At 62.8% G+C, this 25,398-nt stretch carries 24 protein-coding genes; 4 read left to right on the top strand and 20 right to left on the bottom strand.

Features of this window, described 5'->3' with window-relative positions:
- The first annotated feature begins 114 nt into the window (after positions 1–114).
- Entirely contained in the window at positions 115–1,344 is a 1,230-nt protein-coding gene (locus ACUXVH_RS00120) for a nucleoside recognition domain-containing protein (protein ID WP_019095624.1), read from the top strand.
- A gap of 72 nt (positions 1,345–1,416) precedes the next feature.
- Here ACUXVH_RS00120 and ACUXVH_RS00115 read toward each other — a convergent pair whose 3' ends face one another.
- From ACUXVH_RS00115 to ACUXVH_RS00075, 9 genes are all read right to left on the bottom strand, one after another.
- Positions 1,417–2,046 (bottom strand): ABC-type transport auxiliary lipoprotein family protein, encoded by a 630-nt coding sequence (locus ACUXVH_RS00115; RefSeq protein ID WP_011058484.1) that lies wholly within the window; start codon positions 2,044–2,046, stop codon positions 1,417–1,419.
- Positions 2,043–2,981, bottom strand: coding sequence for an MlaD family protein (locus ACUXVH_RS00110; protein ID WP_011058485.1), 939 nt, complete (start codon positions 2,979–2,981; stop codon positions 2,043–2,045). Before ACUXVH_RS00110 ends, ACUXVH_RS00115 begins: the two co-directional genes overlap by 4 nt.
- Position 2,982: 1 nt before the next feature.
- Positions 2,983–3,786 carry an ABC transporter ATP-binding protein gene (locus ACUXVH_RS00105; RefSeq protein ID WP_011058486.1) on the bottom strand — a complete coding sequence of 268 codons (804 nt, stop codon included), beginning with the start codon at positions 3,784–3,786 and terminating at the stop codon, positions 2,983–2,985.
- Positions 3,783–4,931, bottom strand: a complete 1,149-nt coding sequence (locus ACUXVH_RS00100; RefSeq protein ID WP_011058487.1) for an ABC transporter permease — start codon at positions 4,929–4,931, stop codon at positions 3,783–3,785. The genes ACUXVH_RS00105 and ACUXVH_RS00100 overlap by 4 nt, the downstream gene beginning before the upstream one ends.
- A gap of 54 nt (positions 4,932–4,985) precedes the next feature.
- Positions 4,986–6,029, bottom strand: coding sequence for a DUF5924 family protein (locus tag ACUXVH_RS00095; protein WP_015633662.1), 1,044 nt, complete (start codon positions 6,027–6,029; stop codon positions 4,986–4,988).
- A gap of 178 nt (positions 6,030–6,207) precedes the next feature.
- Positions 6,208–7,590, bottom strand: coding sequence for a M16 family metallopeptidase (locus ACUXVH_RS00090; RefSeq protein WP_065364951.1), 1,383 nt, complete (start codon positions 7,588–7,590; stop codon positions 6,208–6,210).
- A gap of 56 nt (positions 7,591–7,646) precedes the next feature.
- Positions 7,647–9,305, bottom strand: a complete 1,659-nt coding sequence (locus ACUXVH_RS00085) for a Na/Pi cotransporter family protein (protein WP_011058490.1) — start codon at positions 9,303–9,305, stop codon at positions 7,647–7,649.
- A gap of 216 nt (positions 9,306–9,521) precedes the next feature.
- Complete coding sequence (locus ACUXVH_RS00080; RefSeq protein ID WP_011058491.1) at positions 9,522–10,289, bottom strand: TerC family protein; 768 nt, start codon at positions 10,287–10,289, stop codon at positions 9,522–9,524.
- A gap of 67 nt (positions 10,290–10,356) precedes the next feature.
- Positions 10,357–11,664 carry a CitMHS family transporter gene (locus tag ACUXVH_RS00075; protein ID WP_015633664.1) on the bottom strand — a complete coding sequence of 436 codons (1,308 nt, stop codon included), beginning with the start codon at positions 11,662–11,664 and terminating at the stop codon, positions 10,357–10,359.
- A gap of 319 nt (positions 11,665–11,983) precedes the next feature.
- Between ACUXVH_RS00075 and ACUXVH_RS00070 the strand changes: the two genes are divergently transcribed.
- The gene (locus tag ACUXVH_RS00070) at positions 11,984–12,385 is read left to right on the top strand and encodes a GFA family protein (RefSeq protein ID WP_065364950.1); all 402 of its coding nucleotides are present in this window, start codon (positions 11,984–11,986) and stop codon (positions 12,383–12,385) included.
- Between the two features lie 103 nt (positions 12,386–12,488).
- On the opposite strand, the gene ACUXVH_RS00065 is transcribed toward ACUXVH_RS00070, so the two are convergent.
- The 11 genes from ACUXVH_RS00065 to ACUXVH_RS00015 form a co-directional block, all read right to left on the bottom strand.
- The gene (locus tag ACUXVH_RS00065) at positions 12,489–14,450 is read right to left on the bottom strand and encodes a DUF7844 domain-containing protein (RefSeq protein WP_065364949.1); all 1,962 of its coding nucleotides are present in this window, start codon (positions 14,448–14,450) and stop codon (positions 12,489–12,491) included.
- Entirely contained in the window at positions 14,447–14,767 is a 321-nt protein-coding gene (locus ACUXVH_RS00060; RefSeq protein ID WP_011058495.1) for a DUF2388 domain-containing protein, read from the bottom strand. The genes ACUXVH_RS00065 and ACUXVH_RS00060 overlap by 4 nt, the downstream gene beginning before the upstream one ends.
- Positions 14,768–14,794: 27 nt before the next feature.
- Positions 14,795–15,103, bottom strand: coding sequence for a DUF2388 domain-containing protein (locus ACUXVH_RS00055; protein ID WP_011058496.1), 309 nt, complete (start codon positions 15,101–15,103; stop codon positions 14,795–14,797).
- 103 nt (positions 15,104–15,206) lie between these two features.
- Positions 15,207–15,524: a DUF2388 domain-containing protein gene (locus ACUXVH_RS00050; protein ID WP_011058497.1), complete on the bottom strand. Its 318-nt coding sequence runs from the start codon at positions 15,522–15,524 to the stop codon at positions 15,207–15,209.
- Between the two features lie 167 nt (positions 15,525–15,691).
- Entirely contained in the window at positions 15,692–15,895 is a 204-nt protein-coding gene (locus ACUXVH_RS00045; protein WP_019095628.1) for a DUF1127 domain-containing protein, read from the bottom strand.
- A 268-nt stretch (positions 15,896–16,163) separates the two neighbouring features.
- Positions 16,164–16,379, bottom strand: coding sequence for a DUF1127 domain-containing protein (locus ACUXVH_RS00040; RefSeq protein ID WP_011058498.1), 216 nt, complete (start codon positions 16,377–16,379; stop codon positions 16,164–16,166).
- A gap of 319 nt (positions 16,380–16,698) precedes the next feature.
- Positions 16,699–18,192 (bottom strand): acetyl-CoA hydrolase/transferase family protein, encoded by a 1,494-nt coding sequence (locus tag ACUXVH_RS00035; RefSeq protein ID WP_065364948.1) that lies wholly within the window; start codon positions 18,190–18,192, stop codon positions 16,699–16,701.
- Between the two features lie 179 nt (positions 18,193–18,371).
- Positions 18,372–19,808, bottom strand: a complete 1,437-nt coding sequence (locus tag ACUXVH_RS00030) for an NAD(P)(+) transhydrogenase (Re/Si-specific) subunit beta (protein ID WP_019095629.1) — start codon at positions 19,806–19,808, stop codon at positions 18,372–18,374.
- A complete protein-coding gene (locus ACUXVH_RS00025; RefSeq protein WP_005783507.1) occupies positions 19,808–20,131 on the bottom strand; it encodes an NAD(P) transhydrogenase subunit alpha in 324 nt (107 codons plus the stop codon). The genes ACUXVH_RS00030 and ACUXVH_RS00025 overlap by 1 nt, the downstream gene beginning before the upstream one ends.
- 15 nt (positions 20,132–20,146) lie before the next feature.
- Positions 20,147–21,268 (bottom strand): Re/Si-specific NAD(P)(+) transhydrogenase subunit alpha, encoded by a 1,122-nt coding sequence (locus tag ACUXVH_RS00020; protein WP_065364947.1) that lies wholly within the window; start codon positions 21,266–21,268, stop codon positions 20,147–20,149.
- A gap of 451 nt (positions 21,269–21,719) precedes the next feature.
- Complete coding sequence (locus ACUXVH_RS00015) at positions 21,720–22,619, bottom strand: LysR family transcriptional regulator (RefSeq protein ID WP_011058502.1); 900 nt, start codon at positions 22,617–22,619, stop codon at positions 21,720–21,722.
- Between the two features lie 159 nt (positions 22,620–22,778).
- Between ACUXVH_RS00015 and ACUXVH_RS00010 the strand changes: the two genes are divergently transcribed.
- Both ACUXVH_RS00010 and ACUXVH_RS00005 read left to right on the top strand, forming a co-directional pair.
- Positions 22,779–23,960 (top strand): acyl-CoA dehydrogenase, encoded by a 1,182-nt coding sequence (locus ACUXVH_RS00010; protein WP_011058503.1) that lies wholly within the window; start codon positions 22,779–22,781, stop codon positions 23,958–23,960.
- A 13-nt stretch (positions 23,961–23,973) separates the two neighbouring features.
- A complete protein-coding gene (locus ACUXVH_RS00005) occupies positions 23,974–25,194 on the top strand; it encodes a CaiB/BaiF CoA transferase family protein (protein WP_065364946.1) in 1,221 nt (406 codons plus the stop codon).
- Positions 25,195–25,398: the final 204 nt, after the last annotated feature.

The raw sequence follows: 25,398 nt of genomic DNA, 5'->3' as shown, positions 1-25,398 counted from the left end.
GACCGCCTTCAGCGGCAATCCAGCCCCAACAGATGACAGACCCCGGTTAATCCGGGGTTTGTCGTTTCTGCCCGCCCCGCTATCATTCGCCGCATCTTTCGAGGGGTATGACCGATGCTCAATGGCCTGTGGCTTGGCTTCTTTATCGTGGCAACCGTGTCGGCCCTGGCGCAGTGGCTGGTGGGTGGCAACGCGGGGATCTTCGCTGCCATGGTGGAAAGCATCTTCGCCATGGCCAAGCTGTCGGTGGAGGTCATGGTCCTGCTGTTCGGCACCCTGACCCTGTGGCTGGGTTTTCTGCGCATCGCCGAGAAGGCTGGAATCGTCGAGTGGCTGGCCAAGGTCCTGGGGCCCCTGTTCAAGCGCCTGATGCCGGAAGTGCCGCCGGGGCACCCGGCCCTGGGCCTGATCACCCTGAACTTCGCCGCCAACGGCCTGGGCCTGGACAACGCCGCCACGCCCATCGGCCTCAAGGCCATGCGCGCCCTGCAGGAACTCAACCCCAGCGCCACCACTGCCAGCAATGCGCAGATCCTGTTCCTGGTGCTCAACGCCTCGTCCCTGACCCTGCTGCCGGTGACCATCTTCATGTACCGCGCCCAGCAAGGCGCGGCGGACCCGACCCTGGTGTTCCTGCCGATTCTCCTGGCCACCAGCGCCTCGACCCTGGTGGGCCTGCTGTCGGTCGCGGTGATGCAGCGCCTGCGCCTGTGGGACCCGGTGGTACTGGCCTACCTAGTTCCCGGGGCCCTGGCCCTGGGCGCCTTCATGGCCTTGCTGGCCACCCTGTCGGCCACGGCCCTGGCGTCCCTGTCGTCGATTCTCGGCAACCTCACGCTGTTTGGGCTGATCATGCTGTTCCTGGTGGTCGGCGCGCTGCGCAAGGTCAAGGTCTACGAGGCCTTTGTCGAGGGCGCCAAGGAGGGTTTCGACGTCGCCAAGAGCCTCTTGCCATACCTGGTCGCGATGCTCTGCGCCATCGGCGTGCTGCGGGCGTCCGGGGCCCTGGATTTCGGCCTCGACGGCATTCGTCATCTGGTGGAGTGGGCCGGTTGGGACACACGTTTCGTCGACGCCTTGCCCACTGCCCTGGTCAAGCCGTTCTCGGGCAGTGCGGCACGGGCCATGCTCATCGAGACCATGCAGACCCAGGGCGTGGACAGCTTCCCGGCCCTGGTGGCGGCCACCATCCAGGGCAGTACCGAAACCACCTTCTATGTGCTGGCGGTGTACTTCGGCGCGGTAGGCATCCAGCGGGTGCGGCACGCCGTGGGCTGTGCCTTGCTGGCGGAATTCGCCGGTGTGGTGGCGGCGATTGCGGTTTGCTACTGGTTCTTTGGATGAGTTGAGCGAGCCTTCGCCGGCAAGCCGGCTCCTACTCCCTCTGTAGGAGCCGGCTTGCCGGCGAAAGGGCTCTCAATGTTTCAGCGCCCGATTGCCCTGCCCCACTGCCCAATCCACCACTTGCCGGGTCAGCGCATCGCCGGCCTGGCCAAATCCTGTGACCACCGCCGGCACCCCGGTTTCAGCCAGCGCTTGGCGCACTTCGAAGCGCCGGCTGGCGAGGATCTTCTGGTCGTAGCCACGAATCAGCCGCGCATCCAGGCGGATCACCACCTGGGCGGCGTTGCCCTGGTATTCGGTCTGGAAGGCTTGCAGGTCGCCGCCCAGGGCCAGGTCGGTCTGCAGGTTGCTGTCATCGGTGCTCAACAGCTGGACCCGGCCATCGCGCTGGAAGCCGTCCAGCAGGCGGTTGCGCAGCAGGATCGGTGCCGGGTCGCTCCAGCGCGAAGCCTTGTAGCTGCTGATCAGGTTGCCCTGGGGAATCACCGCGATCCGTGCGCTGTTCAGCGCATCCCCGGCCTGGGGCTTGAGCAACTGCAAGGACCACGGCAGGGCCTGGTTCGGCGCCGTGGCGCCGGCCTGGCTTACCGGCAGCCGATAGATGTCCAGCGGCTCGCCCTTGGGCAGTATCGAGCAGGCCCCGGTCAGGGCCAGGGCGGCGCTCAGGCCCAGGGGGGCAAGCAGGCGATAGGCACGCTTCATGGCGTGAACTCCTTGTTCTTCTCGTTACCCAGCAGGTAACCGCCGGGGTTGGCTTCCAGGCGCCGGGTGATGGCCCGCAGCGAGCTCAGGGTCTCGCGCAGCTCGCGGACGGCTGGCGCCAGGCCGTTGAGGCCCTGCATGCCGTTGTTCAGCGAGTCCTGGTTGTCGCTCAGCAGTTTGTTCAGGGTGGCGCTGCTTTGCTCCAGGGAGCGCATGGCGTGCTCGGCGCTGCCGAACATCTGCTTGCCCTGGTCGTTGAGCAGGCCGTTGGCATTGCGCATCAGCGCGGTGGTCTGTTCCAGCATGGCGCCGGTCTGCTTGCTGATGGAGCCCAGTTGCTGCATCAGCTGGCGCAGGTCGTCGCGCTGCTCGGCGATGCTGGCGGAGGTCTTCTGCAGGTTGTCCAGGGTGCTGCTGACCCGGGCCACGTTGTCCGGGGAGAACATGCGGTTGGCGTTGTGCAACAGCAGGTTGACCCCGGTCATCAGGTCGTTGCTGTTGTTCAGCAGGCGGGCGATGGGCGACGGTGAGGCGATGATGGTGGGCAGTTCGCCGTCCTTGCCCTTGAGGGTCGGGCTTTGCGGCGTGCCGCCGCTGAGCTGGATGATCGAGGTGCCGGTGATGCCGGTCAGGGCCAGCTTGGCCTGGGTGTCCTCCTTGATCGGCGTCTCGCTGCCTAGGCGGATCTGTGCCAGCACCCGGCGCGGGTCCTTGGGGTCCAGGCGCAGGTTGACCACATCACCGACCTTGATCCCGCTGTATTGCACGGAGCTTCCCTTGGACAGGCCACTGACCGCCTCGTTGAAGACGATCTGGTAGTCCTGGAAGGCGCTGTCGACGCTGGACTTGGCCAGCCACAGGCCGAACAGCAAGGCGCCGGCCACCACGATCACGGTGAACAGGCCGATCAGTACATGATGGGCTCGGGTTTCCATGTCATCCCTCGTTGGTCTGTGTAGCGGCCTGGTAGGCCGCGCGGCCGCGAGGGCCATGGAAGTATTGGTGAATCCATTCGTCGTCGGTCTCGGCGACGATATCGATGGCATCCGCCACCAGTACCTTTTTCTGCGCCAGCACCGCCACCCGGTCGGTGATGGTGTAGAGGGTGTCCAGGTCGTGGGTGACCAGGAACACGCTGAGCCCCAGGGCATCGCGCAGGGTCAGGATCAACTGGTCAAAGGCGGCGGCGCCCACCGGGTCGAGGCCGGCGGTGGGTTCGTCGAGAAACAGGATGTCCGGGTCCAGGGCCAGCGCCCGGGCCAGGGCAGCGCGCTTGATCATCCCGCCAGAGAGCGAGGCCGGGTATTTGTCGGCCGCCGACAGCGGCAGGCCGGCCAGGGCCAGCTTGACCGCCGCCAGGTGTTCGGCATCGGCACGGGACAGGCCGGCATGCTCGATCAATGGCAGGGCGACGTTCTCGGTCACGGTCAGCGAGGTGAACAGCGCGCCCTTCTGGAACAGTACGCCGAAGCGTCGTTCGATCAGCGAACGTTGCTGTTCCGGCAGGCTTGGCAGGTCCTGGCCGAATACCCGCACCGAGCCTTCGCTGGGCTGGCGCAGGCCGACGATGCTGCGCAGCAGTACCGACTTGCCGCTGCCCGAGCCGCCGACCACGCCGAGGATCTCGCCCTGGTACACATCCAGGTCGAGGTTCTCGTGCACGCTCTGCTTGCCGAAGCGGTTGCACAGGCCACGGACCTCGATCACCGCCTTCGCCGGCGCGCGTGGCGGCCGGCTCACCAGCCCATCTCCATGAAGAACAGCGCGGCCACGGCATCGATGACGATCACCACGAAGATCGACTGGACCACGCTGGAGGTGGTGTGGGCGCCCACCGACTCGGCGCTGCCGCTGACCTTGAAGCCTTCCAGGCAGCCGATGGCGGCGATCAGGAAGGCGAAGATCGGCGCTTTCACCAGGCCCAGCAGGAAGTGCTTCACGCCGATATCCGAATGCAGCAGCGAGAGGAACATCGCCGGGGAGATATCCAGGGACAGGGCGCAGACCACCGCGCCACCGACTATCCCCGAAAGCATCGCCAGGAACGTCAGCATTGGCAGCGACACCAGCAGGGCCAGGACCCGAGGCAGCACCAGCAGTTCTACCGGGTCCAGGCCCAGGGTGCGGATGGCGTCGATCTCTTCATTGGCCTTCATCGAGCCGATTTGCGCGGTGAAGGCGCTGGCGGTGCGCCCGGCCATGAGAATCGCGGTGAGCAGTACGCCGAATTCCCGCAGGAAGGAAAATGCCACCAGGTCCACGGTGAAGATGCTGGCGCCGAAGTTGGCCAGCACGGTGGCGCCGAGAAAGGCCACCACCGCGCCCACCAGAAAGGTCAGCAGGGCGACGATGGGCGCCGCGTCGAGGCCGGTCTGTTCGATGTGTGCCACCACCGGGGTGATGCGCCAGCGCTTGGGGCGCAGCAGGCCGCGGGCCAGGGTTTCCAGGATCAGGCCGATGAAGCCCAGGACCTTCAGGGTGTCCTGCCAGACGGTGTAGACCGCGCTGCCAATGCGCGAAAGCAATTGCACGCTGACCGAGATCTCCGGTTCCTTGACCGGTACGCAGAAGTCGTTCAACGAGGTGTAGACCGTGTGCAGCAGCGCGCGGTCGGCGGCGGACAAGGTGCAGTCGGGGTGTTCGGCGGACTGCCCCAGGCGTTCTGCCCCCAGCAGTTCCACCAGCAGCGACGCGCCGGCGGTATCCAGGGCGCCCAGGCCGTTGAGGTCGATATGGGTGCTGCTGTCGTAGCGGCCGTCCAGGGATTGGCTGAGGCGCTTGAGGTCGCTGTAGTGCGCCAGCGTCCAGTCGCCGCCGATGCGCAATTGCGCCGGGGAGTGGGCAAGGTCCAGTTGAGCGGTGCCGGGCGTCACGCTGCTAGTCATAAGCTCCGAGCTTGTGTGGCCATTTCGCAGTGCTACGTAATAGCACGATCCCGGTTACTTTGCCTCGCCGGTCTTGGCCGCGTCTTGATCTGGAGCGGTGATCTCGAAGCGCAGCACGCCGATCACCTGGCCGTCCTCGGTGATCACCCGCACCTGCCAGTCGCCCGCTGGGTTGGCGGGGAAATTCTGCTTGTGGGACCAGGCACGGTAGCCTTCCTTGCGTCCGCCATGGATGTCCAGCGCGACGCGATCCACCTCGCTGCCGTTGAATTGCCAGACGTGGTAAATGCGCTCGTCCAGGCCCCGGGGGGCGTTGATCGCGGTGTAGGCGTACAGGCCGGTGCTGCTTACCTGGGCGGTGCTGATCTGCTCCAGGCTGTCGCCCGGGGTGCGATCCTGGAGCTGGGTGCTGATGGCATCCTCGGTCAGCCACAGGGTGGCCGGCGGCACCCAGGAGCGCAGCAGCCAGCCGGTGCTGCCGATGGCCAGGGTAATGGCCAGCACGGTCAGGGCACTGCGCAGGCTGCGGATCGGCAGGATCGAGGCCAGGCTCGGAAAGGACAGGAGCATGGCGATGCCCAGGGCCAGCTTGAAGCTCTGGGCGGTGGTCAGGTGCAGGATCAGCGGCAGGGCCGTGAGCAAGGCGGCGAACAGGGTCAGGGTGTGCAGCGCCAGGAACAGCCAGCGGCGCGGGGCCAGCCATTTGTAGTACAGCGGGTCAGTGATGGAAATCAGCGCCGCGGCGCCGAGCAGGCCGGTGAACACCAGTTGGCCACTGTTCCAGCTGGTGGTGATGAAAAAGAACGGCAGGACGAAGAACAGGCTTTCCTGGTGGATCATCTGCGTCGCATAGCGCAGCAGCGGCTGCGGGATCTCGCGCTTGAAGACCTTGGTGAACAGCTGGGTCAGGCTGTTCTCCAGCATCAGCCAGACCCAGCTCACCAGCAGGATCACGGCGATCCACGAGGCCAGGCTCTGTTGCCGGTCCACCAGGATGAAGCTGCCGACCCCGGAGATGAAACCGCCGAGCGCAATGATCCCCGGATAGCGCTTCATCAGTTCGAGAATGCGCTGGATGAGGAGGGTCAGGTTCGGCATCGGGGGATCACAGTCAGGGCAGGAAAAACCGCGACAGGATAACGTCGGCGGCGGTCCGTGGCGAGGGAGCTTGCTCAGGTGCGCACGCGCTGGCGAGGTAATCCGGCCAAGGTGATTGCATTGCCCTGTCCCTGGGGCTGCTGCGCGGCCCGGCGGGAGCAAGCTCCCTGGCCATGGGTCAGCGGGCCCGGCGGCGCAGCAGGTAGACGCCGAAGCTGCCGAGCAGGATCAGGGACAGCAGGCCGCCGATCAGCCAGAGCAGTTGTTCGTCACTGAGTAGCGGTTGTTCGATGCGCAGGTAGCCCGGCTGCTGCAGCAGCTGGCGCAGGGCCAGGTTGGCCTGTTCCAGGCTCACTGCTTTCAGGCGCTTGGCCGGGTCGCTGAAGCGGCCGTTGTCGAAGTCCCCGAGGGCGCTCCAGTAATAGTCCGCCAGGGCGCTGTTGCCCTGCACGGCCCAGGCCTGGCGATCGATGGCAGCCTGTTTCAGGCGGGCGAAGGCGGCCGGGTCGAGGCCGTCCTTGAGCAGCCGTGCCTTGAGCTGCTCTACCACTTGCCGGGCTTGGGGCAGGTCGTCGCGCTCAAGGTCGGCATTGAGGCTGAGAAAGCCCACGCCACCGAAGACTTCCCGATCACTCCAGGGGCCGTAGGACAATTCGTGCTCAAGACGCAGTTGGCGATACAGCGCCCAGTCCAGGTAGTCCTTGAGCAGGTCGAAGGTCTCGTCGTGCTGCTGGTCCAGCACGGGCTCGGGAAACAGCCAGTGCAGTTGCGCGCTCTGCCCTACCCAGCCATGGACCAGGGTGCGCTCAGGGGCGGCGGTGCCCTGGATCTGCGGCAGGTCGGGGTGTTCGCTGGGCTCCACCGGCTCCAGGGCACCGTAGGTGCGCTCCAGGTAGGCCGGTAGCAGGCGATCGAGCTCGCCCACCACGATCAGGGTCATGTTGTTCGGGGCGTACCAGTCCTTGCGTACCTGCTCCAGCTGGGCCAGGGTCAGGTTCCCGACCTCGGCGCGTTCGGCGCATTTGAGCCCCAGTTCCACCGCCAGCTGGTTGCCTGCCTTGTGTCCCAGGTCCTGGCGGTCGAGCCAGCGTTGCAGGTGCGAATAGTGACCCCCGCCTTCGCGTTCCACCACTTGCTTGGCCGCGGCCACGGCGTTGTCGTCCAGGCGGGTATGGGTCAGCAGCGACAGCAAGAGGTCCAGGACCTTGCGCTGGTTGCGCGCCGGGGCCTCGATGACGAAGGTGGTGTCGGCATTGCTGGTGTAGGCATTCCATTCGCCGCCCAGGGCCTGCATGCGTTCTTCCAGGCCGCCTTCCCCGCTGTCATCCACGCCGCTGAACAGCAGGTGTTCCAGCAGGTGCGGCAACTCCTTGTCGGCACAGGCGAAGTCGTCCAGGCCCACTCCCACCACCAGGCGGATCGCCACGTGGCCGCGTTCGCTGCCGGGCTTGAGCAGCAGTTGCAGGCCATTGGGCAGGGTGTAGCCTTCGACCTGGAAACGATCCAAAGCCCATCCTTGTGCACTGCCCAGCAACAGGCAGGCGAATAACAGACAACGCATAACAAGCTTCCTTACGGCGTGCGTAAGTTCTACAGACTTCGTGGGACTGTGGACGTTCAGGGTGAATGAGTGATGTCAGCCATCTCTTCGACCTCCAGCGCGCCGGTGTCCGAGGTTTCCAGAACCACGTAGGCACTGCTGCAGAACAGGGAGTTGAGGCGCTTCATGTCGGCGATCAGCTCCAGGTGCAGCGAACTGGTCTCGATGCTCTGGACGATCTTGCGTTGCAGGCGGCTGACGTGGGCGTGGGCCAGGCGCCGCTCCTGGGCGCGGAAACGGCGTTTTTCCCGCAGCAGCTGGCGCGCGCTTTCCGGGTCGGCGCTCAGGAACACCGAGAGCCCCAGGCGCAGGTTGGCGATCAGTTGCGCGTGCAGCCCGGTCAACTCTTCCAGGCCAACCTCGGAGAAGGAGCGGCGCTGGGAGGTCTTCTGCTGCTGGACCTTGCGCAGCATTCGCTCGATCAGATCGCTGGCCAGCTTGAGGTTGAACGCCAGTTCGATGATTTCGGCCCAGCGCCGGCTGTCCTGGTCGCTGAGGTCTTCCCGGGGCATCTGCGCCAGGTACAGCTTGATGGCGCTGTACAGCGCTTCGACGTCGTCGCTGAGGGCGCGCAGCTCCTGGGTGATGGCGGTCTGCTTGCCCTGCAGCGCGTCGCGCATCGCCTCCAGCATGCTGTCGATCAGGTCACCGATGCGCAGGGTTTCGCGGGCGGCGTTGGCCAGGGCCAGGCTCGGCGTGGCCAGGGCGGTAGGGTCCAGGTGCCGCGGGCGAGCGCGGCCGTTTTCCTGGGGGCGCTCCGGCAGCAGCCAGGCGCAGAGCCGGGCCATGGGGCCGACAGTGGGCAGCAGCAACAGGCAGCGGGCGGTGTTGTACAGCAGGTGGAAGCCGATCACCACTTCCTGGGGGCTGAAGTCCAGGCTGTCCATCCAGTGGGCCAGTGGGTCGAGCACCGGGATGATCAGCAGCAGGCCGATGAGCTTGTACAGCAGGCTGCCCAGCGCGACCTGGCGCCCGGCGGCGTTCTGCATGCTGGTGCTGAGGAAGGCCAGTACCCCGCTGCCGATGTTGGCGCCGATCACCAGGCCGATGGCCACCGGCAGGCTGATGACCCCGGCGCCGGCCAGGGTCGCGGTGAGCAGCACCGCCGCCAGGCTGGAATAGGACACCATGGCGAACACCGCACCCATCAGTGCATCCAGGAGAATATCGCCGGTCAGCGAGGCGAACAGGACCTTCACGCCCTGGGCATGGGTGATGGGGGCCGCGGCTTCGACGATCAGTTGCAGGGCCAGGATGATCAGCCCCAGGCCGATGCCGACCCGGCCCAGCTGGCCGGCGCGGGTCTGCTTGCGCGAGAGAAAGAAGATCACCCCGAGGAAGATCAGCAGCGGCGACAGCCAGGACAGGTCGAAGGTCAGTACCCGGGCCATCAGCGCGGTACCGACGTCGGCGCCGAGCATGGTGGCCAGCGCCGGGGTCAGCGCCATCAGGCCCTGGCCGACAAAGGACGTCACCAGCATCGCCGTGGCGTTGCTGCTCTGGACCATGGCCGTGACCAGGATCCCGGCAATGAACGCCAGTGGCCGCCTGGCCATGTTCTGGCCGATCACGTGGCGCAGGTTGGAGCCGTAGACCCGCAGGATGCCGGTACGGACGATATGCGTACCCCAGATCAGCAGGGCCACGGCGGAAAGCAGATTGAGCAGGGTCAGCATAGAGGCCCCCCCTGGGGTGAAGTGCCCCAAGCGGGGCGAGTGGACGTTGTTGCGCGACGTTCTACGTTATGTACTTAAGCTGTAGTTGGCTAACGCACGAGGCGCCAGCATCGCATAGCCAAACCGGCGATTGAAACAAAACTGTCATGAAAACAGCTTCCTGCAGACGCAGAAAAGGGGCCCGAGAGCCCCTTTTCCATTCAGCGCATTCCCGGATTATTGACCAGGAACGTCCTTGCGCAGTTTCACCGGGTCCTGCTGTTTTTTCTTTTTCGCGATGGCGGTGCGCATCTTGATGTTGATGGCTTCCACCGCCAGGGAGAAGGCCATGGCGAAGTAGACGTAGCCTTTTGGCACGTGCACTTCGAAGGCTTCGGCGATCAGGACCGTACCCACCACCAGCAGGAAGGACAGCGCGAGCATTTTCAGCGACGGGTGCTTGTCGATGAATTCGCTGATGGTCCCGGCCGCCAGCATCATCACCAGCACCGCGACGATGATGGCCGCCACCATGACCGGCACATGGGAAACCATGCCCACGGCGGTGATCACCGAGTCCAGGGAGAAGACGATGTCGATAATGGCGATCTGGATGATGGTGTAGAGGAAGTTGCCGCCCTTGCCCTTGGGCTCATCAATGGTTTCGTCCTCGCCTTCCAGGGCGTGGTACATCTCCTGGGAGCTTTTCCACAGCAGGAACAGGCCACCGAAGAACAGGATCAGGTCACGCCCGGAAATGCCCTGGCCGAAGACCACGAACAGGTCGGCCGTGAGGCGCATGACCCAGGTGATCGACAGCAGCAACAGAATGCGCGTGACCATCGCCAGCGCCAGACCGAAGATTCGCGTGCGCGCCTGCATGTGCTTGGGCATGCGGCTGACCAGGATCGAGATCATGATGATGTTGTCGATGCCCAGGACGATCTCCAGGGCAGTCAGGGTAAAGAAGGCAACCCAGATTTCCGGGTTGGTCAGCCATTCCATGTGTATTCCTTTGAGCGAGTGTTATAGCCCGGGCCGTGAGGCCGGCCCGGGCGCAGAAGCATTGCTTTTATAGAGTGCTGAACAGCGGAAAAATCCCCATCAGCAAAGCGGCGAACATTATGCACAGGCAGACCAGCACTGCCCACTTGAGGGTGAAGCGCTGGTGATCGCCGAACTCGATACCGGCCAGGGCCACCAACAGGTAGGTCGAGGGTACCAGCGGGCTGAGCAAGTGCACGGGTTGGCCGACGATCGACGCACGGGCCATTTCCACCGCGGTGATGCCGTAGTGGCTGGCGGCTTCGGCCAGCACCGGCAGCACGCCGTAGTAGAAGGCATCGTTGGACATGAAGAAGGTGAACGGCATGCTCACCAGCGCGGTAATCACCGCCAGGTACGGCCCCAGGGCTTCCGGGATCACCGCCAGCAGGCTCTTGGACATGGCATCCACCATGCCGGTGCCGGACAGGATGCCGGTGAAGATGCCCGCCGCGAAGATCAGCCCGACCACCGCCAGCACGCTGCCGGCGTGGGCCGCGACCCGATCCTTCTGCTGCTGCAGGCAGGGATAATTGACGATCATGGCGATACTGAAGGCCACCATGAACAGCACCGGCAACGGCAGCAGCCCGGCGATCAGCGCGCACATCAGGGCGAAGGTCAGGGCGCCGTTGAACCAGATCAGCTTGGGACGACGAGCGTCGGGGTACTGCGACACGCTGATCTCGCTGTGGTCGATCTCGTCGCCCGCCAGGTGCAGTTCACCCAGGCGCGCCCTTTCCCGCTTGCCGTACATGTAGGCGATCGCCAGGATCGCCACCACGCCGGCCAGCATGGCCGGGATCATGGGCACGAAGATGTCCGACGGGTCCACGTGCAGGGCGCTGGCCGCGCGGGCGGTCGGGCCGCCCCAGGGGGTCATGTTCATCACCCCGCCGGCGAGGATGATCAGGCCGGCCATGATTCGCGGGCTCATGCCGATGCGGCTGTACAGCGGCAGCATGGCGGCCACGCAGATCATGTAGGTGGTGGCGCCGTCACCGTCCAGGGACACCACCAGGGCCAGTACCGCAGTGCCCACCGAGACCTTCAGCGGGTCGCCCTTGACCAGCTTGAGGATCTTGCGCACGGCCGGGTCGAACAGGCCGGAGTCGATCATCAAGGCAAAGTAGAGGATGGCAAACATCAGCATCACGCCGGTGGGCGCGAGCTTGGTGATGCCTTCGAGCATCATCGGGCCGATCTTCGGCGCAAAGCCACCGAACAGCGCGAACAGGATGGGCACGATGATCAGGGCGATCAGCGCCGACAGGCGCTTGGTCATGATCAGGAACATGAAGGTGATGACCATGGCAAAGCCAAGGAAAGTCAGCATGGGATTACTCCAGGCGTAGCGCGGCTAGGGAATGGCGAACCGGGTGGGATCAGCGCAGAACGGCAAGCACGAGGCGTACGGGAGGAGTTGCAGCAAACAGGCGGGTAGGAGCGGACATCAGAATCACCATTGTTGTTGTTAATAGGGCCGGGAGCGCGAGAAACGCCCGCTGTGGCCAACCGGTCTGTTGCCGGTAGTGGAGGCGATCCTAATGGGGGAAGCTTTCAGCCAGCTTTCGTCGCTGAAAGGAACGAACGGATGTTGCAGCAGGCGACCAGCGGCATAAAGTGATGGCTATCGGCGCCAGGGAGACATGCACATGAGAGAGTTGCACACCGGAGGCTGCCACTGCGGGCGGCTGCGTTACCAGTTCAGCGGCCCGTTGCGGGACATCGCCCACTGCCATTGCTCGATCTGCCGCCGGGTCAGTGGCGGTCTGGTGACCACCTGGATCACCCTGTCCGCCTCGGCTTTCGAATGGCTGGAAGGCGTTCCCGCCCGGTACGACTCATCTGGAAGTTGTGCGCGCTATTTCTGCGGCAACTGTGGTGCTCATTTGGCGCTGATCACCCACCTGAGCCCAGACAGCATCGATGTCACCATCGCCACCCTGGATCACCCGGAACTGGCGCCTGCAGACCGGCATATCTGGACCGACAGCCGCCTGCCCTGGTTGCATTTGGACGAGCACCTGCCGCAAGAACCGCAGGAAACCCTGTAGCCGCTGCCGTAGGCTGCGCACGAGCGTGTAGCGGTCGCGAGGCTCTCAAGGCCGCCCAGCAAGGCCCTTCGGTCCTTTTCGCAGCCTCGCGGGCTTGGCAGCGCTACGGCAGTTCCAACCCGCCTGCCGCCTTGTGCAGCGTCCGCAGATGCTCGCCCACCAGCTTCAGGTTGGCCTCGTTGGCGGCGATTTCCGCCGCTCGGGCCGGTTCCAGCAGGGCTCGCACTTCCTTGTCCAGGTCACCGGTCAAGGATTGCAGTTGCTTCTGCCGCTGGCTGCTCTCGGACTCCAGGCGTTGCCATTCAGCGGGCTGAGGCAGGCCGTAGCCGCCGCTGCCCAGCAATTCTGCCGGGCGGCTGAGGAAGCCGCTGTTGGCGAGGATCTGCTGCAGGGTCTTGTTGGCCTGCTCCATACCACCATTTTTCAGCTCGCGAGCCCCCAGGTAGCGCTGCTTGACCTCGTCCTGAGCCAGCAGCAGTTGCCGGCGATAACTGGCCTGCTCCAGCAGCAGCAAGGCGGCGCTGGTGCGCAGGTCGGCCTGGTCGAACCAGTGCCGGCGTTCCTCGGCGCTCAGCGACAGCCAGTCTTCGACGCTGGCCTGCTTGATCGGCAGGCGCTTCTTGATCACCTCGAACATCGCCTGGTAGCGGTCGCGGAAGGAGTCGAAGCGATACCCCAGGCGCAGCGCCTCGCGCGGGTCGTCGAGCACGCTGGTGTCCGCCAGCCCCCTGCCCTTGAGCACCTCCAGCAAGCCGTTGGGCATGATGCTGTCGAGGCCGATCAGTTGCTTGTTGTTGCTGCCGCTGCGCAGCAGCTTGAGGCTTTCCACTGCGCAGTTGTTGGACAGGAAGTAATAGTTGCCGTCGTAGCTCCAATGCATCTCGGCGGCGTGCTCCACCACTTCCTCGATCTCGCTGCGTGACAGCTTCAACGGCACCGAGGCCAAGCTGCGCAGCTCGGTCTTGGTGTACTCGTCGATGACCTGGGACAGCGGCAGGACAAACAGCCGCGAAGGGTACTTGCCCACCAGGCCGTCCCAGCTGGAGAGCTGCACGTCACCAACGAAGGCGCGGTAGGACAGCACTAGGTGCTGGTCCAGGTCCAGCCGGCAATCCGGCCCGCGGGGGCGGCCCGGGGCGCAGATCACCAGGCGCAGCATGCTGTGGCCCCAGCGGCTGACCCAGTTCTGGTTGGCTTCGGCCAGCAGGTAGTCCACCGCGTAGACCCGCTCCGGGTCCACCTGCCCCAGGGGCGTCTTGGCGAAGTCGTTGCCGGCGTTGAGGAAGGCGAAGGACTTGGCGCAGCTGTCCTTGGCGGCCGGCGCCCAGCCGAAATGTTCCTGGTAATAGCGGTACAGCGCTGGGCGGCGGCAGGCGTAGCTCGGATCGAGAAGGAAGTACTCCATGTTCACCGCGACGAATTCCTTCGGGTTGGTGATCTCGTAGATGTCCGGGCTGCGGGCGACCTGACGGTTGTGCTGCTCGCGTTCGCCACGGCGGCCGACGTATTGCGGCCAACCGGCCAGATCCAGCAGCCGTGGATCATCGCTGAGGGTGAAGCGCCGGTCATTCTGGCCGCGACACTCATCCGGCAGGCCGATCAGCCCGGAGGTGCTGTTCTTGCGGGTGCAGCGCTGGATCAGGCTACGCTCGGCACCGGGCCATAAACGCGCGCGATCATAAATGTGGGTCAGTTCATGGAGTACCGTGGCGAGCATTTCCCGGCGCACGGTGCCATGGGGGCGGCTGGTCTTCTGGGTGGCGGCGGAGCCGTCGGTCAGGCTGGGCAGCAAGGCTCGGTTGAGGTCCAGTTCCGACACCAGGGATGCCTCGCCATAGGCGTTGTCGGGCATTCGGTCGGTCCAGCCGACATCAATGGTGCGATCCAGTTGCTGGATGAAACGCGGCGGCAACGCCTGCCTCGCTTCATCCAGCAGTGCCTGGCTGGCGTGTTGCTGCGCCGGGCTCAAGCCATCGGTCTTGAGGCGCAGTTGCAGGTCGGCCTGGGCGGTGCCGCAGAGCAGCCCCAGGGTCCCGGCCAGCAGCCAGGCTAGGAGTGGTTTCACAGGGCCAGGATGGCTTCGGCAAGCACCTGGTCGCTGGCGTCGCGGGCTTCTGGCAGCTGCGTGCGCAGGGCATTGAACGCCGCTTCAAGTTGCGCGCCGCGGATATCACCGTTGCTGGCGACGAAGCTGGCGGCATCGTCGTGGGCTTCGCGCACGACTTTGGAGTCACGGATCGAAGTGGTGGTGTCCGAGGTGAAATCGATCGTGCGGCCAGAGGCGCGGACGATGATGTTACTGGTGGCCACCAGGGTGTGTGCCTGGGCCACGTCGGCCAACAACAGCAGGCCAAGGGTGGCGGCAATCAGCGGGCTACGCATGGAACGACTCCGGAAGAACAGGGATGGTTATTGGACGAGAATTGCCTGCGCCAGTTCAAGGTCGCTGGCATGAAGTTTTGCCGGGTCCTGGCGCAGGTATTCCAGCGCAGACTCCAGGCGGGCGCCGCGCAGTTGGCCGTCGGTTGCCACGAAGGCAGCGGCGTCATCCTGGGCAGCAAGCAGCAGTTTATGGTCGAAGGGCGCCGAGGTCACCTGGCCTGTCGCATAGACGGTGACAACCAGGCTTTGGGTGGTGAGGTCGAATGCCTGCACCGAACCGGCCCAACAGGCGGCGATTAATACGGGAGCGGAAAGCGAAATACGGAACAAACCCAAGAGTCTCGACAGCTGAAAACCAGCGCCAAGGCTAGCGCAATGCCCCTTGGAGGACCAGCGCAGAGGGTTTCAGGTGCGCCGGGGCACCTGAAACCGAGACGCTTCAGATTGCCAGGATGGCCTGGGCCAGCTGTGCATCAGAGGCCTGCAACTGAGGCGCTTGCTGGCGAATGTGGGCAAATGCGCTTTCCAGTTTTACCCCGCGAATGGCGCCATCGGTGGCGACGAAACTGGCGGCATCATCCCGGGCGGCACGGACAATCTTGTTGTCACGCAGGGAAGAAGTGGCATCGGAGGTGGCGTCGGTGGTGGCCTTGAGCGCGCCGACAATGGCGTCGGTGGTCACGATCAGGCTGGTGGCGTGGGCATTGGCAGCCAGGGCCAGCAGGGCGGCGGCGCTGAGCAGGCGGAGACGGGACATGGGTAACTCCTGTGAATGAACAGACAATTTAAGGGCGCTGAGTGAGACGCCGGGCAGCCACTGCGAGGTGCTGTGTCTGATTGCTCTGACGCAGTTCGAATGAAAATCGCCACGTCGCCTCAGATATTAGGCTCAGCGGCCCCATTCGCACAGTGTTGCGGCAGGCCTCAGCGCCAAAAGGGTTTGTGCAGTTCCGCTGCCCGATCGCTGTGGCTGATGCCGCTGTCCGAGAGTTGTCGTTCATCCATTTGTGCCAGCAAGTGACGGGTGCGGGCCCGCTCCCGTGTGTTGGCGAGCGCCGTGAGCCAGCGCTTGAAGGGCGTGCAGTGAAGGTGGGTGCCAGGGGACGAGTGCATGATGCTTGCCTCCATGAGCAGCCGAGCGATGAGCTGGCTGCAACCTCATGGTGCGGCGGTTCGATGCGGTGATACAGATACAATCGAGCTAAATTGTACTGGTTAATTGTTATGTTTTATAAAACTGTACCTGTTCCGATGAAACGGGCTGTATTTCAGCTGTGTAGCGCGTTTTCCGCGGCCAGAACGACAAGACCCGTCGCGGTTTCCCGCGACGGGTCTTGTTGTGTGCAATTCGGGGTGCTGGCGGTGGACCCGGTGGGTCAGGGCCAGCGACGCTGAGTTAGCGCCAGAACGGCTTGCTCAGCTCTTCGTAGCGTTGTGCTTCGCTGATCCCGGCATCGGCCAGCAGACGCGAATCCAGGCGAGCCAGTTGATGGCGGCTGGAGATGCGGCGCTGCCACAGCATCAGGTTGGCGATAACGCGCAGAGGCAGGGAAGCCTGGGTTTTTTCAGCTTTGTCTTCGAAGAACAGTTCGGAACTGAGTGTACGTTCCATGGTTGACATCCTTCCGCTTGTGGCGGGATCAGGTAGTGGTTTAACTGGTGCCCATGATCCTCTTCCCGCGCAAGACTCTGTAGATACAGTTCACCTGTATTGTGAAGGACCAGTTAACTGTTTATAGGGGCTGTACTGTTCGGAAAAGGCGCAACTGTACCTGTCAGCACCTTTATGGTGCATTTCGGTGCTTTTTGATGGGAGGCAAGTGGTTTTAGGCGGGGAAAATACCGGTACAGCAGTACAGTTTTTGGCGGTCTCTGGCGAGCGGCCGGCAAGCTGACGAAACTGTGTTTGCGTCAGCTGCCAACTGTATCAATCACTCGACGAGCATTTTCCCAGTTTCTTCCAGGTTGATGTGCCAGCTCAGGGCATCACGCAGGATATGCGGCGTGTGACCACCCAGGGCGCAGGCCTTGGTGAAGTAGTCATTCAGTGCGTCGCGGTAGGAAGGATGCACACAGTTGTCGATGATCACCCGGGCCCGCTCCCGCGGCGCCAGGCCGCGCAGGTCCGCCAGGCCGATCTCGGTCACCAGGATGTCGACGTCATGCTCGGTGTGGTCCACGTGGCTGACCATCGGCACCACGCTGGAAATCGCCCCGCCCTTGGCGATCGACTTGGTGACGAAGATCGCCAGGTGTGCGTTGCGGGCGAAGTCGCCGGAGCCGCCGATGCCGTTCATCATCCGCGTGCCGCAGACGTGGGTGGAGTTGACGTTGCCGTAGATATCGAACTCCAGCGCGGTGTTGATGCCGATGATACCCAGGCGGCGCACCACTTCCGGGTGGTTGGAGATCTCCTGCGGACGTAGCACCAGCTTGTCCTTGTAGCGTTCCAGGTTGCCGAACACGTCGGCGTTGCGTCGGCTCGACAGGGTGATGGAGCTACCTGAGGCGAAGCTGAGCTTACCGGCGTCGATCAGGTCGAAGGTTGAGTCCTGCAGTACTTCGGAGTACATGGTCAGGTTCTCGAATGGCGACTCGATCAGGCCGCACATCACCGCGTTGGCGATGTTGCCGATACCGGCCTGCAGCGGGCCGAGCTTGTTGCTCATGCGCCCGGCATCCACTTCCTGCTTGAGAAAGTCGATCAGGTGGTTGGCGATGCCCTGGGTCTCGCTGTCCGGGGTGGAAACCGTGGACGGCGAATCCGACTGATTAGTGATGACGATGGCGACGATCTTGTCCGCAGGGATCGGAATCGCCGTGCTGCCGATGCGATCGTCGACCTTCACCAGGGGAATCGGTGTACGGGTCGGGCGATAGGTCGGGATATAGATGTCGTGCAGGCCTTCCAGATTCTGGTTGTGCGCCAGGTTGATCTCGACGATCACCTGCTTGGCGAAGATCGCGAAGCTGGCGGAGTTGCCCACCGAGGTGGTCGGCACGATATGGCCCTGTTCAGTGATGGCGACAGCTTCGATCACTGCAATGTCCGGCAGCTTGAGCTGCTGGTTGCGAAGTTGTTCGACGGTTTCCGACAGGTGCTGGTCGATGAACATCACTTCGCCGGCGTTGATCGCCTTGCGCAGGGTGCTGTCCACCTGGAACGGCATGCGCCGGGCCAGCACGCCAGCTTCGGTGAGTTGCTTGTCCAGGTCGTTGCCCAGGCTGGCGCCGGTCATCAGGCTGATTTTCAGTGGCGTTACCTTGGCCCGTTCGGCCAGGGCATGGGGCACGGCCTTGGCTTCACCGGCGCGGGTGAAGCCGCTCATGCCGACGGTCATGCCGTCCTCAATCAGAGCGGCAGCGTCAGCGGCGCTCATCACCTTATCCAACAACGAAGGCAAGCGGATACGATCACGGTACATGGATTGTTATCTCGGGCAACGGAAGCAAGAAGCGCAGTCTAGTGATTTCAAAAAAAAACACCGCGCGACAAAGGTCGAATGAAAGGCCCTGATCTAGAGCCTTCTGTCGGCTTTATGGAGTAAATAAAAAACCCCAGCCTACTAAAGGCTGAGGTTTTGGGTATTGCGCTACAGCAGCTTTATTCGACGGCTTTGACCATGTCTTCGATGACCTTCTTGGCGTCGCCGAAGACCATCATGGTCTTGTCCAGGTAGAACAGTTCGTTGTCCAGGCCGGCATAGCCGCTGGCCATGGAGCGCTTGTTGACGATGATGGTCTTGGCCTTGAAGGCTTCGAGAATCGGCATGCCGGCAATCGGCGACTTAGGATCGTTCTTCGCCGCCGGGTTGACCACGTCGTTGGCGCCCAGCACCAGCACCACGTCGGCCTGGCCGAACTCGGAGTTGATGTCTTCCATCTCGAACACCTGGTCGTAAGGCACTTCGGCTTCGGCCAGCAAGACGTTCATGTGGCCGGGCATGCGCCCCGCTACCGGGTGGATCGCGTATTTCACGGTCACGCCGCGGTGGGTCAGCTTCTCGGTCAGCTCTTTCAGCGCGTGCTGGGCGCGTGCCACCGCCAGGCCGTAGCCGGGGACGATGATCACGGTATCGGCGTTGGTCAGCAGGAAGGTCGCATCGTCGGCCGAACCGGATTTCACCGGGCGTGCTTCCTTCGAACCTGCCGGGCCGCCGGCATCGGCTGTGTTGCCGAAACCGCCGAGCAGGACGTTGAAGAACGAACGGTTCATCGCCTTGCACATGATGTAGGAGAGGATTGCGCCGCTGGAGCCCACCAGGGAGCCGGCGATGATCAGCATCGAGTTGTTCAGGGAGAAGCCGATCCCCGCTGCCGCCCAGCCCGAGTAGCTGTTGAGCATCGACACCACTACCGGCATGTCGGCGCCGCCGATCGGGATGATGATCAGCACGCCCATGACGAAGGCCAGGGCCAGCATCAGGGCAAAAGCACCGAGGTTGCCGCTGGCCATGAAGGTCACGCCCAGGCCGAGGGTGGCCAGGCCCAGTACTAGGTTGAGCTTGTGCTGCCCGGCGAACTGTACCGGTGCGCCTTGGAACAGGCGGAACTTGTACTTGCCCGACAGCTTGCCGAAGGCGATCACCGAACCGGAGAAGGTGATGGCACCGATGGCTGCGCCAAGGAACAGCTCCAGGCGGTTACCGGCGGGAATCGAGTCGCCCAGGTGCTTGACGATGCCCAGGGACTGAGGTTCGACCACGGCGGCAATGGCGATGAACACCGCGGCCAGGCCGATCATGCTGTGCATGAAGGCCACCAGTTCCGGCATCTTGGTCATCTCGACGCGCTTGGCCATGATCGAACCGGCGGTACCACCGATCAGCAGGCCAATGATGACGTAGCCGATGCCGGCGGTCGCCAGTTCCGCGCCCAGCTTATAGATGAGGCCGATGGTGGTCAGTACCGCCAGGGCCATGCCCAGCATGCCGAACAGGTTACCGCGGCGGGACGTGGTCGGGTGCGAAAGGCCCTTGAGCGCCTGGATAAAGCACACCGAGGCGATCAGATAGAGGGTTGTTACCAGGTTCATGCTCATTATTTCTGCACCTCTTCTTTCACGGCTTTGGGCGCTTTCTTCTTGAACATTTCCAGCATGCGACGGGTGACCAGGAAGCCGCCGAACACATTGACCGCAGCCAGGGCCACGGCCAGGGTGCCCATGGTCTTGCCCAACGGGGTCACGGTCAGGGCGGCAGCCAGCATGGCGCCGACGATGACGATCGCGGAAATGGCGTTGGTCACTGCCATCAGGGGGGTGTGCAGTGCGGGTGTAACGTTCCAGACCACGTGGTAACCGACATAGATCGCCAGCACGAAGATGATCAGGTTGTAGATACCGGGGGAGATAAGCTCTTCCATCGTCTGAATCCCTGCTTAGGCGTTTTTGCGGATGACTTGGCCGTCGCGGCACATCAGGCACGCGGCGACGATGTCGTCTTCGAGGTTGACTTCGAACTGCCCTTCTTTGGTGAAGACAAGCTTCAGGAAGTCCAGCAGGTTGCGGGCGTACAGCGCCGAGGCGTCGGCAGCCACTGCCCCGGCCAGATTGGTCGGGCCGACGATGGTCACGCCGTGCTCCACTACGACCTGGTCAGCCACAGTCAGTGGGCAGTTGCCGCCCTGAGCGGCTGCCAGGTCGATGACCACCGAACCGGGCTTCATCTGGGCCACGGTATCGGCGCTCAGCAGGGTTGGTGCCTTGCGGCCCGGAATCAGCGCGGTGGTGATGACGATATCGGCCTGTTTGGCGCGTTCGTGCACGGCCTGAGCCTGGCGCTGCATCCAGCTGGCCGGCATGGGGCGCGCGTAACCGCCGACACCGACGGCGCACTCGCGCTCTTCGTCAGTCTCGTAAGGCACGTCGACGAATTTGGCGCCCAGGGATTCGATCTGCTCCTTCACTGCCGGACGCACGTCCGAAGCTTCGATCACCGCACCCAGGCGCTTGGCCGTGGCGATGGCCTGCAGGCCGGCAACACCGGCGCCGAGAATCAGCACCCGGGCAGCCTTCACCGTACCGGCGGCGGTCATCAGCATCGGCATGAAGCGCGGATAGTAGTGGGCAGCCAGCAGCACGGCCTTGTAGCCGGCGATGTTGGCCTGAGACGACAGCACGTCCAGGCTCTGGGCCCGGGAGGTGCGGGGTGCGGCCTCCAGGGCGAAGGCGGTGATCCCGCGCTCGGCCAGCTTGGTGATGGTTTCATTGCTGAACGGATTGAGCATGCCCACCAGCACGGTGCCGCTCTTGATCAGCGCCAGTTCGCTGTCGCTGGGCGCCACGACCTTGAGAATCAGCTCGGCGCCAAAGGCATCGTTGGCGCTGCCAATGGTGGCTCCTGCCGCTTCATAGGCACTGTCGACCACGCTGGCGTTAATGCCGGCGCCGCTTTGCACAGTGACTTTATGACCCTGGCCGATCAGCTTCTTGATGGTTTCCGGGGTTGCAGCAACCCGTGTTTCACCCGTCTGGGTTTCGAGAGGAACACCAATGTGCACGTCAAATCTCCTGCTTGATCTTATTGCTTTCGATCTTTCTTAGAAGGCCAGCGCACTTCGGAGGGTGCGGCTGGGGCGGCCGATCAGCACGATCCCGCTGAAATCACAGCGGGGCGCGGCATTTTGCAGGCGAACTTTGAGGCCTTCAAGGGATTCTGACTAGTGACGGAAAATTAACTACAAGTCACCCCGTGACCGAATGTCGCAACGTACCAGGTTAAAGCCTTGTAAGCCGTGCCTTTCAAGGCTTTGCTATGGAAAATAAGATTTTTCTCATCCGTGACATGAATAGTCTTACATTGCCCTTGAATAAACCCTACAAGCCGCGTGGTTAGGCGCTTGTAGAACGATTGTTCAAGGTGTCGGTACAGTCTGTGAAAATGCGACAAATAGTTATATCTGTAGGGTTCTAATTTATTTGACTACGGGGTCAGCTATTGGCTGTGAGCCTTTATTTTTCAAGGTTGTAGCTGTTTGCCTGGTTCACCAGCCAGTCGCGAAAAGCCCGTAAAGAGGCCGATTCCACTTTGCGTTCGGGAATCATCAGGTAATACGCCTTGATGCTCGAGAGTGCCTGGGGGTTGGCAATGACCAAGCGTTTTTCGGCCAGCTCGCGCTGGATAAGGAAGGGCGGAATCAAGGCGATACCCATGTCGTGCATGGCGGCCTGGGCGAGCATGGAGAATAGCTCGTAGCGCGGGCCTGTCATGTCGCGGGGGATATTCAGCTGCTGTGAGTTGAACCATTGCCGCCAGGCATAAGGCCGCGTGGTCTGCTGCAGCAGGGGCAGTTCGGCTATGGCCTCGGCGCTCAACTCTTGCTGCTTGCCGAGCATTGCCGGGCTGCACACCGGCATCGGGTTTTCGCCCATCAGCCAGTGAGACTGGGTACCCGACCAATCGGCGTCGCCAAAGTAGATGGCGGCGTCGAAGGGGGTGTCGGCAAAGAGGAAGGGGCGCGTGCGGTTGGTCAGGTTGACCGTGACTTCGGGGTGCTGCTGCTGGAAGTCCTTCAGGCGTGGCAATAACCACTGCGTCCCGAAGGTCGGAACCACCGCCAGTTCGATGACGTTGGCCCCCTGCTGGCCCATCACTGAAAGTGTGTCGCGCTCCACTGCGTCCAGTTGTGTGGCGACCCGGCGGCTGTAGGACAGCCCGGCCTCAGTGAGCTTGACTCCCCGCCGTGAACGCCGGAAAAGTTCCAGCCCGAGGAACTCTTCAAGGCTGGCGATCTGTCGGCAGACCGCGCCCTGGGTCAGGGAAAGCTCTTGGGCTGCCTTGGTAAAGCTCTCATGACGTGCCGCGGCTTCGAAGCTGATTAAGGCGGTGGTACTGGGGATCTTTCTGCGCATGTACGGCAATCTCACTAATAGATGCTGTAAAAGGCGGTTTAGGCCCTTACGAAGTGAGAAATTAGCACAACACTATGCGAAATCCTCGTTTGCCTGGGGGCGCGCCGTAGGCCTAGGATCTGTTCCACGATAGTTGACCTACTTCACGAGGATTCACTCATGGGCGGTAAAGCAAGCTTCAACTGGATCGATCCCCTTCTGCTGGACCAGCAACTCACCGAAGAAGAACGCATGGTCCGCGACAGTGCCGAGCAGTTCGCTCAAGACAAGCTGGCACCACGGGTTCTCGAAGCTTTCCGCCATGAGAAGACCGACCCGGCCATCTTCCGGGAAATGGGTGAAGTCGGCCTGTTGGGCGCTACCATTCCTGAGCAGTACGGCGGCAGCGGCCTTAACTATGTGTGCTATGGCCTGATCGCTCGTGAAGTGGAGCGAGTGGACTCCGGCTACCGCTCGATGATGAGTGTGCAGTCGTCCTTGGTGATGGTGCCGATCAACGAGTTTGGTACCGAGGCGCAAAAGCAGAAGTACCTGCCGAAACTGGCGTCCGGCGAATGGATTGGCTGCTTTGGTCTGACCGAGCCGAACCATGGATCTGACCCGGGTGCGATGATTACTCGTGCACGCAAAGTGGACGGTGGCTACAGCCTGACTGGTAGCAAGATGTGGATCACCAACAGCCCGATTGCTGATGTATTCGTGGTTTGGGCCAAGGATGATGCCGGCGACATTCGTGGTTTTGTCCTGGAGAAAGGCTGGAAGGGCCTGAGTGCACCAGCGATTCACGGCAAGGTCGGCCTGCGGGCCTCGATCACCGGCGAAATCGTCATGGACAACGTGTTCGTGCCGGAAGAGAACATCTTCCCGGATGTGCGTGGGCTCAAAGGACCTTTTACCTGCTTGAACTCGGCGCGTTACGGCATCTCCTGGGGCGCCTTGGGGGCTGCGGAGTTCTGCTGGCACACCGCACGTCAATACACCCTTGATCGCCAGCAGTTCGGTCGTCCTCTGGCGGCAACCCAACTGATCCAGAAGAAGCTGGCGGACATGCAGACCGAAATCACCCTCGCCCTCCAGGGCTGCCTGCGCCTGGGGCGGATGAAGGATGAAGGGACTGCGGCGGTGGAAATCACCTCGATCATGAAGCGCAACTCCTGCGGCAAGTCCCTGGATATCGCGCGCATGGCCCGTGACATGCTGGGCGGCAACGGGATATCCGATGAGTTCGGTATTGCTCGTCACCTGGTGAACCTGGAAGTGGTCAACACCTACGAAGGTACTCACGACGTGCATGCGCTGATTCTCGGGCGTGCACAAACCGGTATCCAGGCGTTCTATTAATAGGAGAGCGACCATGGGCGCGTTATCGCATCTGCGGGTACTGGATTTATCGCGGGTACTGGCCGGGCCTTGGTCCGGGCAGATCCTTGCGGACCTGGGGGCCGAGGTCATCAAGGTCGAGCGTCCGGGTAATGGTGACGATACACGCGCCTGGGGGCCGCCCTTCCTTAAAGATGCCTATGGCGAGAACACCACGGAGGCTGCCTATTACCTGTCGGCCAACCGTAACAAGCAGTCAGTGACCATCGACTTCACGCGCCCTGAGGGGCAGCAGTTGGTGCGTGAGCTGGCTGCCAAGTCGGATATCGTCATCGAGAACTTCAAGGTGGGTGGGCTGGCGGCTTACGGTCTGGACTATGAGTCGCTCAAGGCCGTCAATCCGCGGCTGATCTACTGTTCTATCACCGGTTTTGGTCAGACCGGGCCCTATGCCAAGCGCGCGGGTTATGACTTCATGATCCAGGGCTTGGGTGGTCTGATGAGCCTGACTGGGCGACCTGAGGGTGATGAGGGGGCTGGGCCGGTAAAAGTGGGGGTGGCCTTGACCGACATCCTTACCGGGCTCTACTCCTCTGTGGCGATTCTGGCGGCCCTGGCTCATCGAGATCAGGGTGGCGGTGGTCAGCACATCGATATGGCATTGCTGGATGTGCAGGTCGCTTGCCTGGCCAACCAGGCCATGAACTATCTGACCACAGGGGTCGCTCCCAAGCGTTTGGGTAATGCGCACCCTAATATAGTGCCCTATCAGGATTTTCCGACGGCGGATGGCGACTTCATCCTCACCGTGGGTAATGACGGGCAGTTTCGCAAGTTTGCCGAGGTAGCAGGTCAGCCGCAGTGGGCGGACGACCCTCGGTTTGCCACTAACAAGCTGCGGGTAGCCAATCGGGCGGTGCTGATCCCGCTGATTCGCCAGGCCACGGTGTTCAAGACTACGGCGGAGTGGGTGAGTCAGCTGGAGTTGGCTGGGGTGCCTTGTGGGCCGATCAATGATCTGGCGCAGGTGTTTGCTGATCCACAGGTCGTGGCTCGAGGCCTGGCTGTGGAGCTACCACACGCGTTGGCTGGGATGGTGCCTCAGGTGGCTAGCCCGATTCGTCTTTCGCAAACCCCCGTTGAGTACCGTAACGCCCCTCCTCTATTGGGCGAACATACTGCAGAGGTTCTGCAACGTGTATTGGGGATGCGGGTCGAGGCTGTGGACGCCTTGAGGCATTCGCGAGTGGTGTAGCGCTGCCCTTCTATATATAGAGGCGCACCCTGTGCCTCTATATAGTCTTGTAGAAGCACCCTTAGAGGGTTCTTTTGAGCTCATTCATAGAAAATGCAAATTAAGTCTTGACGGCAGATTCTACAGGTCTATAATTCGCCCCACTTCCGGCGCAGTCGAAACGGAAAACTCCTTGAGATTCAACGAGTTACGCAGTTTTCGACA

The organism is Pseudomonas sp. 8(2025) (genome assembly GCF_052665325.1).
The sequence above is the reverse complement of the archived record's forward strand: the minus strand, read 5'-3'. Positions and strand labels throughout refer to the sequence as shown.

Excerpts from the sequence above, each read along its gene's own strand:
- ACUXVH_RS00120 (WP_019095624.1), top strand. The coding sequence starts at position 115 with ATGCTCAATGGCCTGTGGCTTGGCTTCTTTATCGTGGCAACCGTGTCG.
- ACUXVH_RS00050 (WP_011058497.1), bottom strand. The coding sequence starts at position 15,524 with ATGTCCCGTCTCCGCCTGCTCAGCGCCGCCGCCCTGCTGGCCCTGGCT.
- ACUXVH_RS00015 (WP_011058502.1), bottom strand. The coding sequence starts at position 22,619 with ATGCGCAGAAAGATCCCCAGTACCACCGCCTTAATCAGCTTCGAAGCC.
- ACUXVH_RS00100 (WP_011058487.1), bottom strand. The coding sequence starts at position 4,931 with ATGACTAGCAGCGTGACGCCCGGCACCGCTCAACTGGACCTTGCCCAC.
- ACUXVH_RS00010 (WP_011058503.1), top strand. The coding sequence starts at position 22,779 with ATGGGCGGTAAAGCAAGCTTCAACTGGATCGATCCCCTTCTGCTGGAC.
- ACUXVH_RS00075 (WP_015633664.1), bottom strand. The coding sequence starts at position 11,664 with ATGCTGACTTTCCTTGGCTTTGCCATGGTCATCACCTTCATGTTCCTG.
- ACUXVH_RS00085 (WP_011058490.1), bottom strand. The coding sequence starts at position 9,305 with ATGCTGACCCTGCTCAATCTGCTTTCCGCCGTGGCCCTGCTGATCTGG.
- ACUXVH_RS00110 (WP_011058485.1), bottom strand. The coding sequence starts at position 2,981 with ATGGAAACCCGAGCCCATCATGTACTGATCGGCCTGTTCACCGTGATC.
- ACUXVH_RS00025 (WP_005783507.1), bottom strand. The coding sequence starts at position 20,131 with ATGGAAGAGCTTATCTCCCCCGGTATCTACAACCTGATCATCTTCGTG.
- ACUXVH_RS00030 (WP_019095629.1), bottom strand. The coding sequence starts at position 19,808 with ATGAGCATGAACCTGGTAACAACCCTCTATCTGATCGCCTCGGTGTGC.
- ACUXVH_RS00070 (WP_065364950.1), top strand. The coding sequence starts at position 11,984 with ATGAGAGAGTTGCACACCGGAGGCTGCCACTGCGGGCGGCTGCGTTAC.
- ACUXVH_RS00115 (WP_011058484.1), bottom strand. The coding sequence starts at position 2,046 with ATGAAGCGTGCCTATCGCCTGCTTGCCCCCCTGGGCCTGAGCGCCGCC.
- ACUXVH_RS00005 (WP_065364946.1), top strand. The coding sequence starts at position 23,974 with ATGGGCGCGTTATCGCATCTGCGGGTACTGGATTTATCGCGGGTACTG.
- ACUXVH_RS00040 (WP_011058498.1), bottom strand. The coding sequence starts at position 16,379 with ATGGAACGTACACTCAGTTCCGAACTGTTCTTCGAAGACAAAGCTGAA.
- ACUXVH_RS00095 (WP_015633662.1), bottom strand. The coding sequence starts at position 6,029 with ATGCCGAACCTGACCCTCCTCATCCAGCGCATTCTCGAACTGATGAAG.
- ACUXVH_RS00035 (WP_065364948.1), bottom strand. The coding sequence starts at position 18,192 with ATGTACCGTGATCGTATCCGCTTGCCTTCGTTGTTGGATAAGGTGATG.
- ACUXVH_RS00080 (WP_011058491.1), bottom strand. The coding sequence starts at position 10,289 with ATGGAATGGCTGACCAACCCGGAAATCTGGGTTGCCTTCTTTACCCTG.
- ACUXVH_RS00090 (WP_065364951.1), bottom strand. The coding sequence starts at position 7,590 with ATGCGTTGTCTGTTATTCGCCTGCCTGTTGCTGGGCAGTGCACAAGGA.
- ACUXVH_RS00060 (WP_011058495.1), bottom strand. The coding sequence starts at position 14,767 with ATGCGTAGCCCGCTGATTGCCGCCACCCTTGGCCTGCTGTTGTTGGCC.
- ACUXVH_RS00045 (WP_019095628.1), bottom strand. The coding sequence starts at position 15,895 with ATGGAGGCAAGCATCATGCACTCGTCCCCTGGCACCCACCTTCACTGC.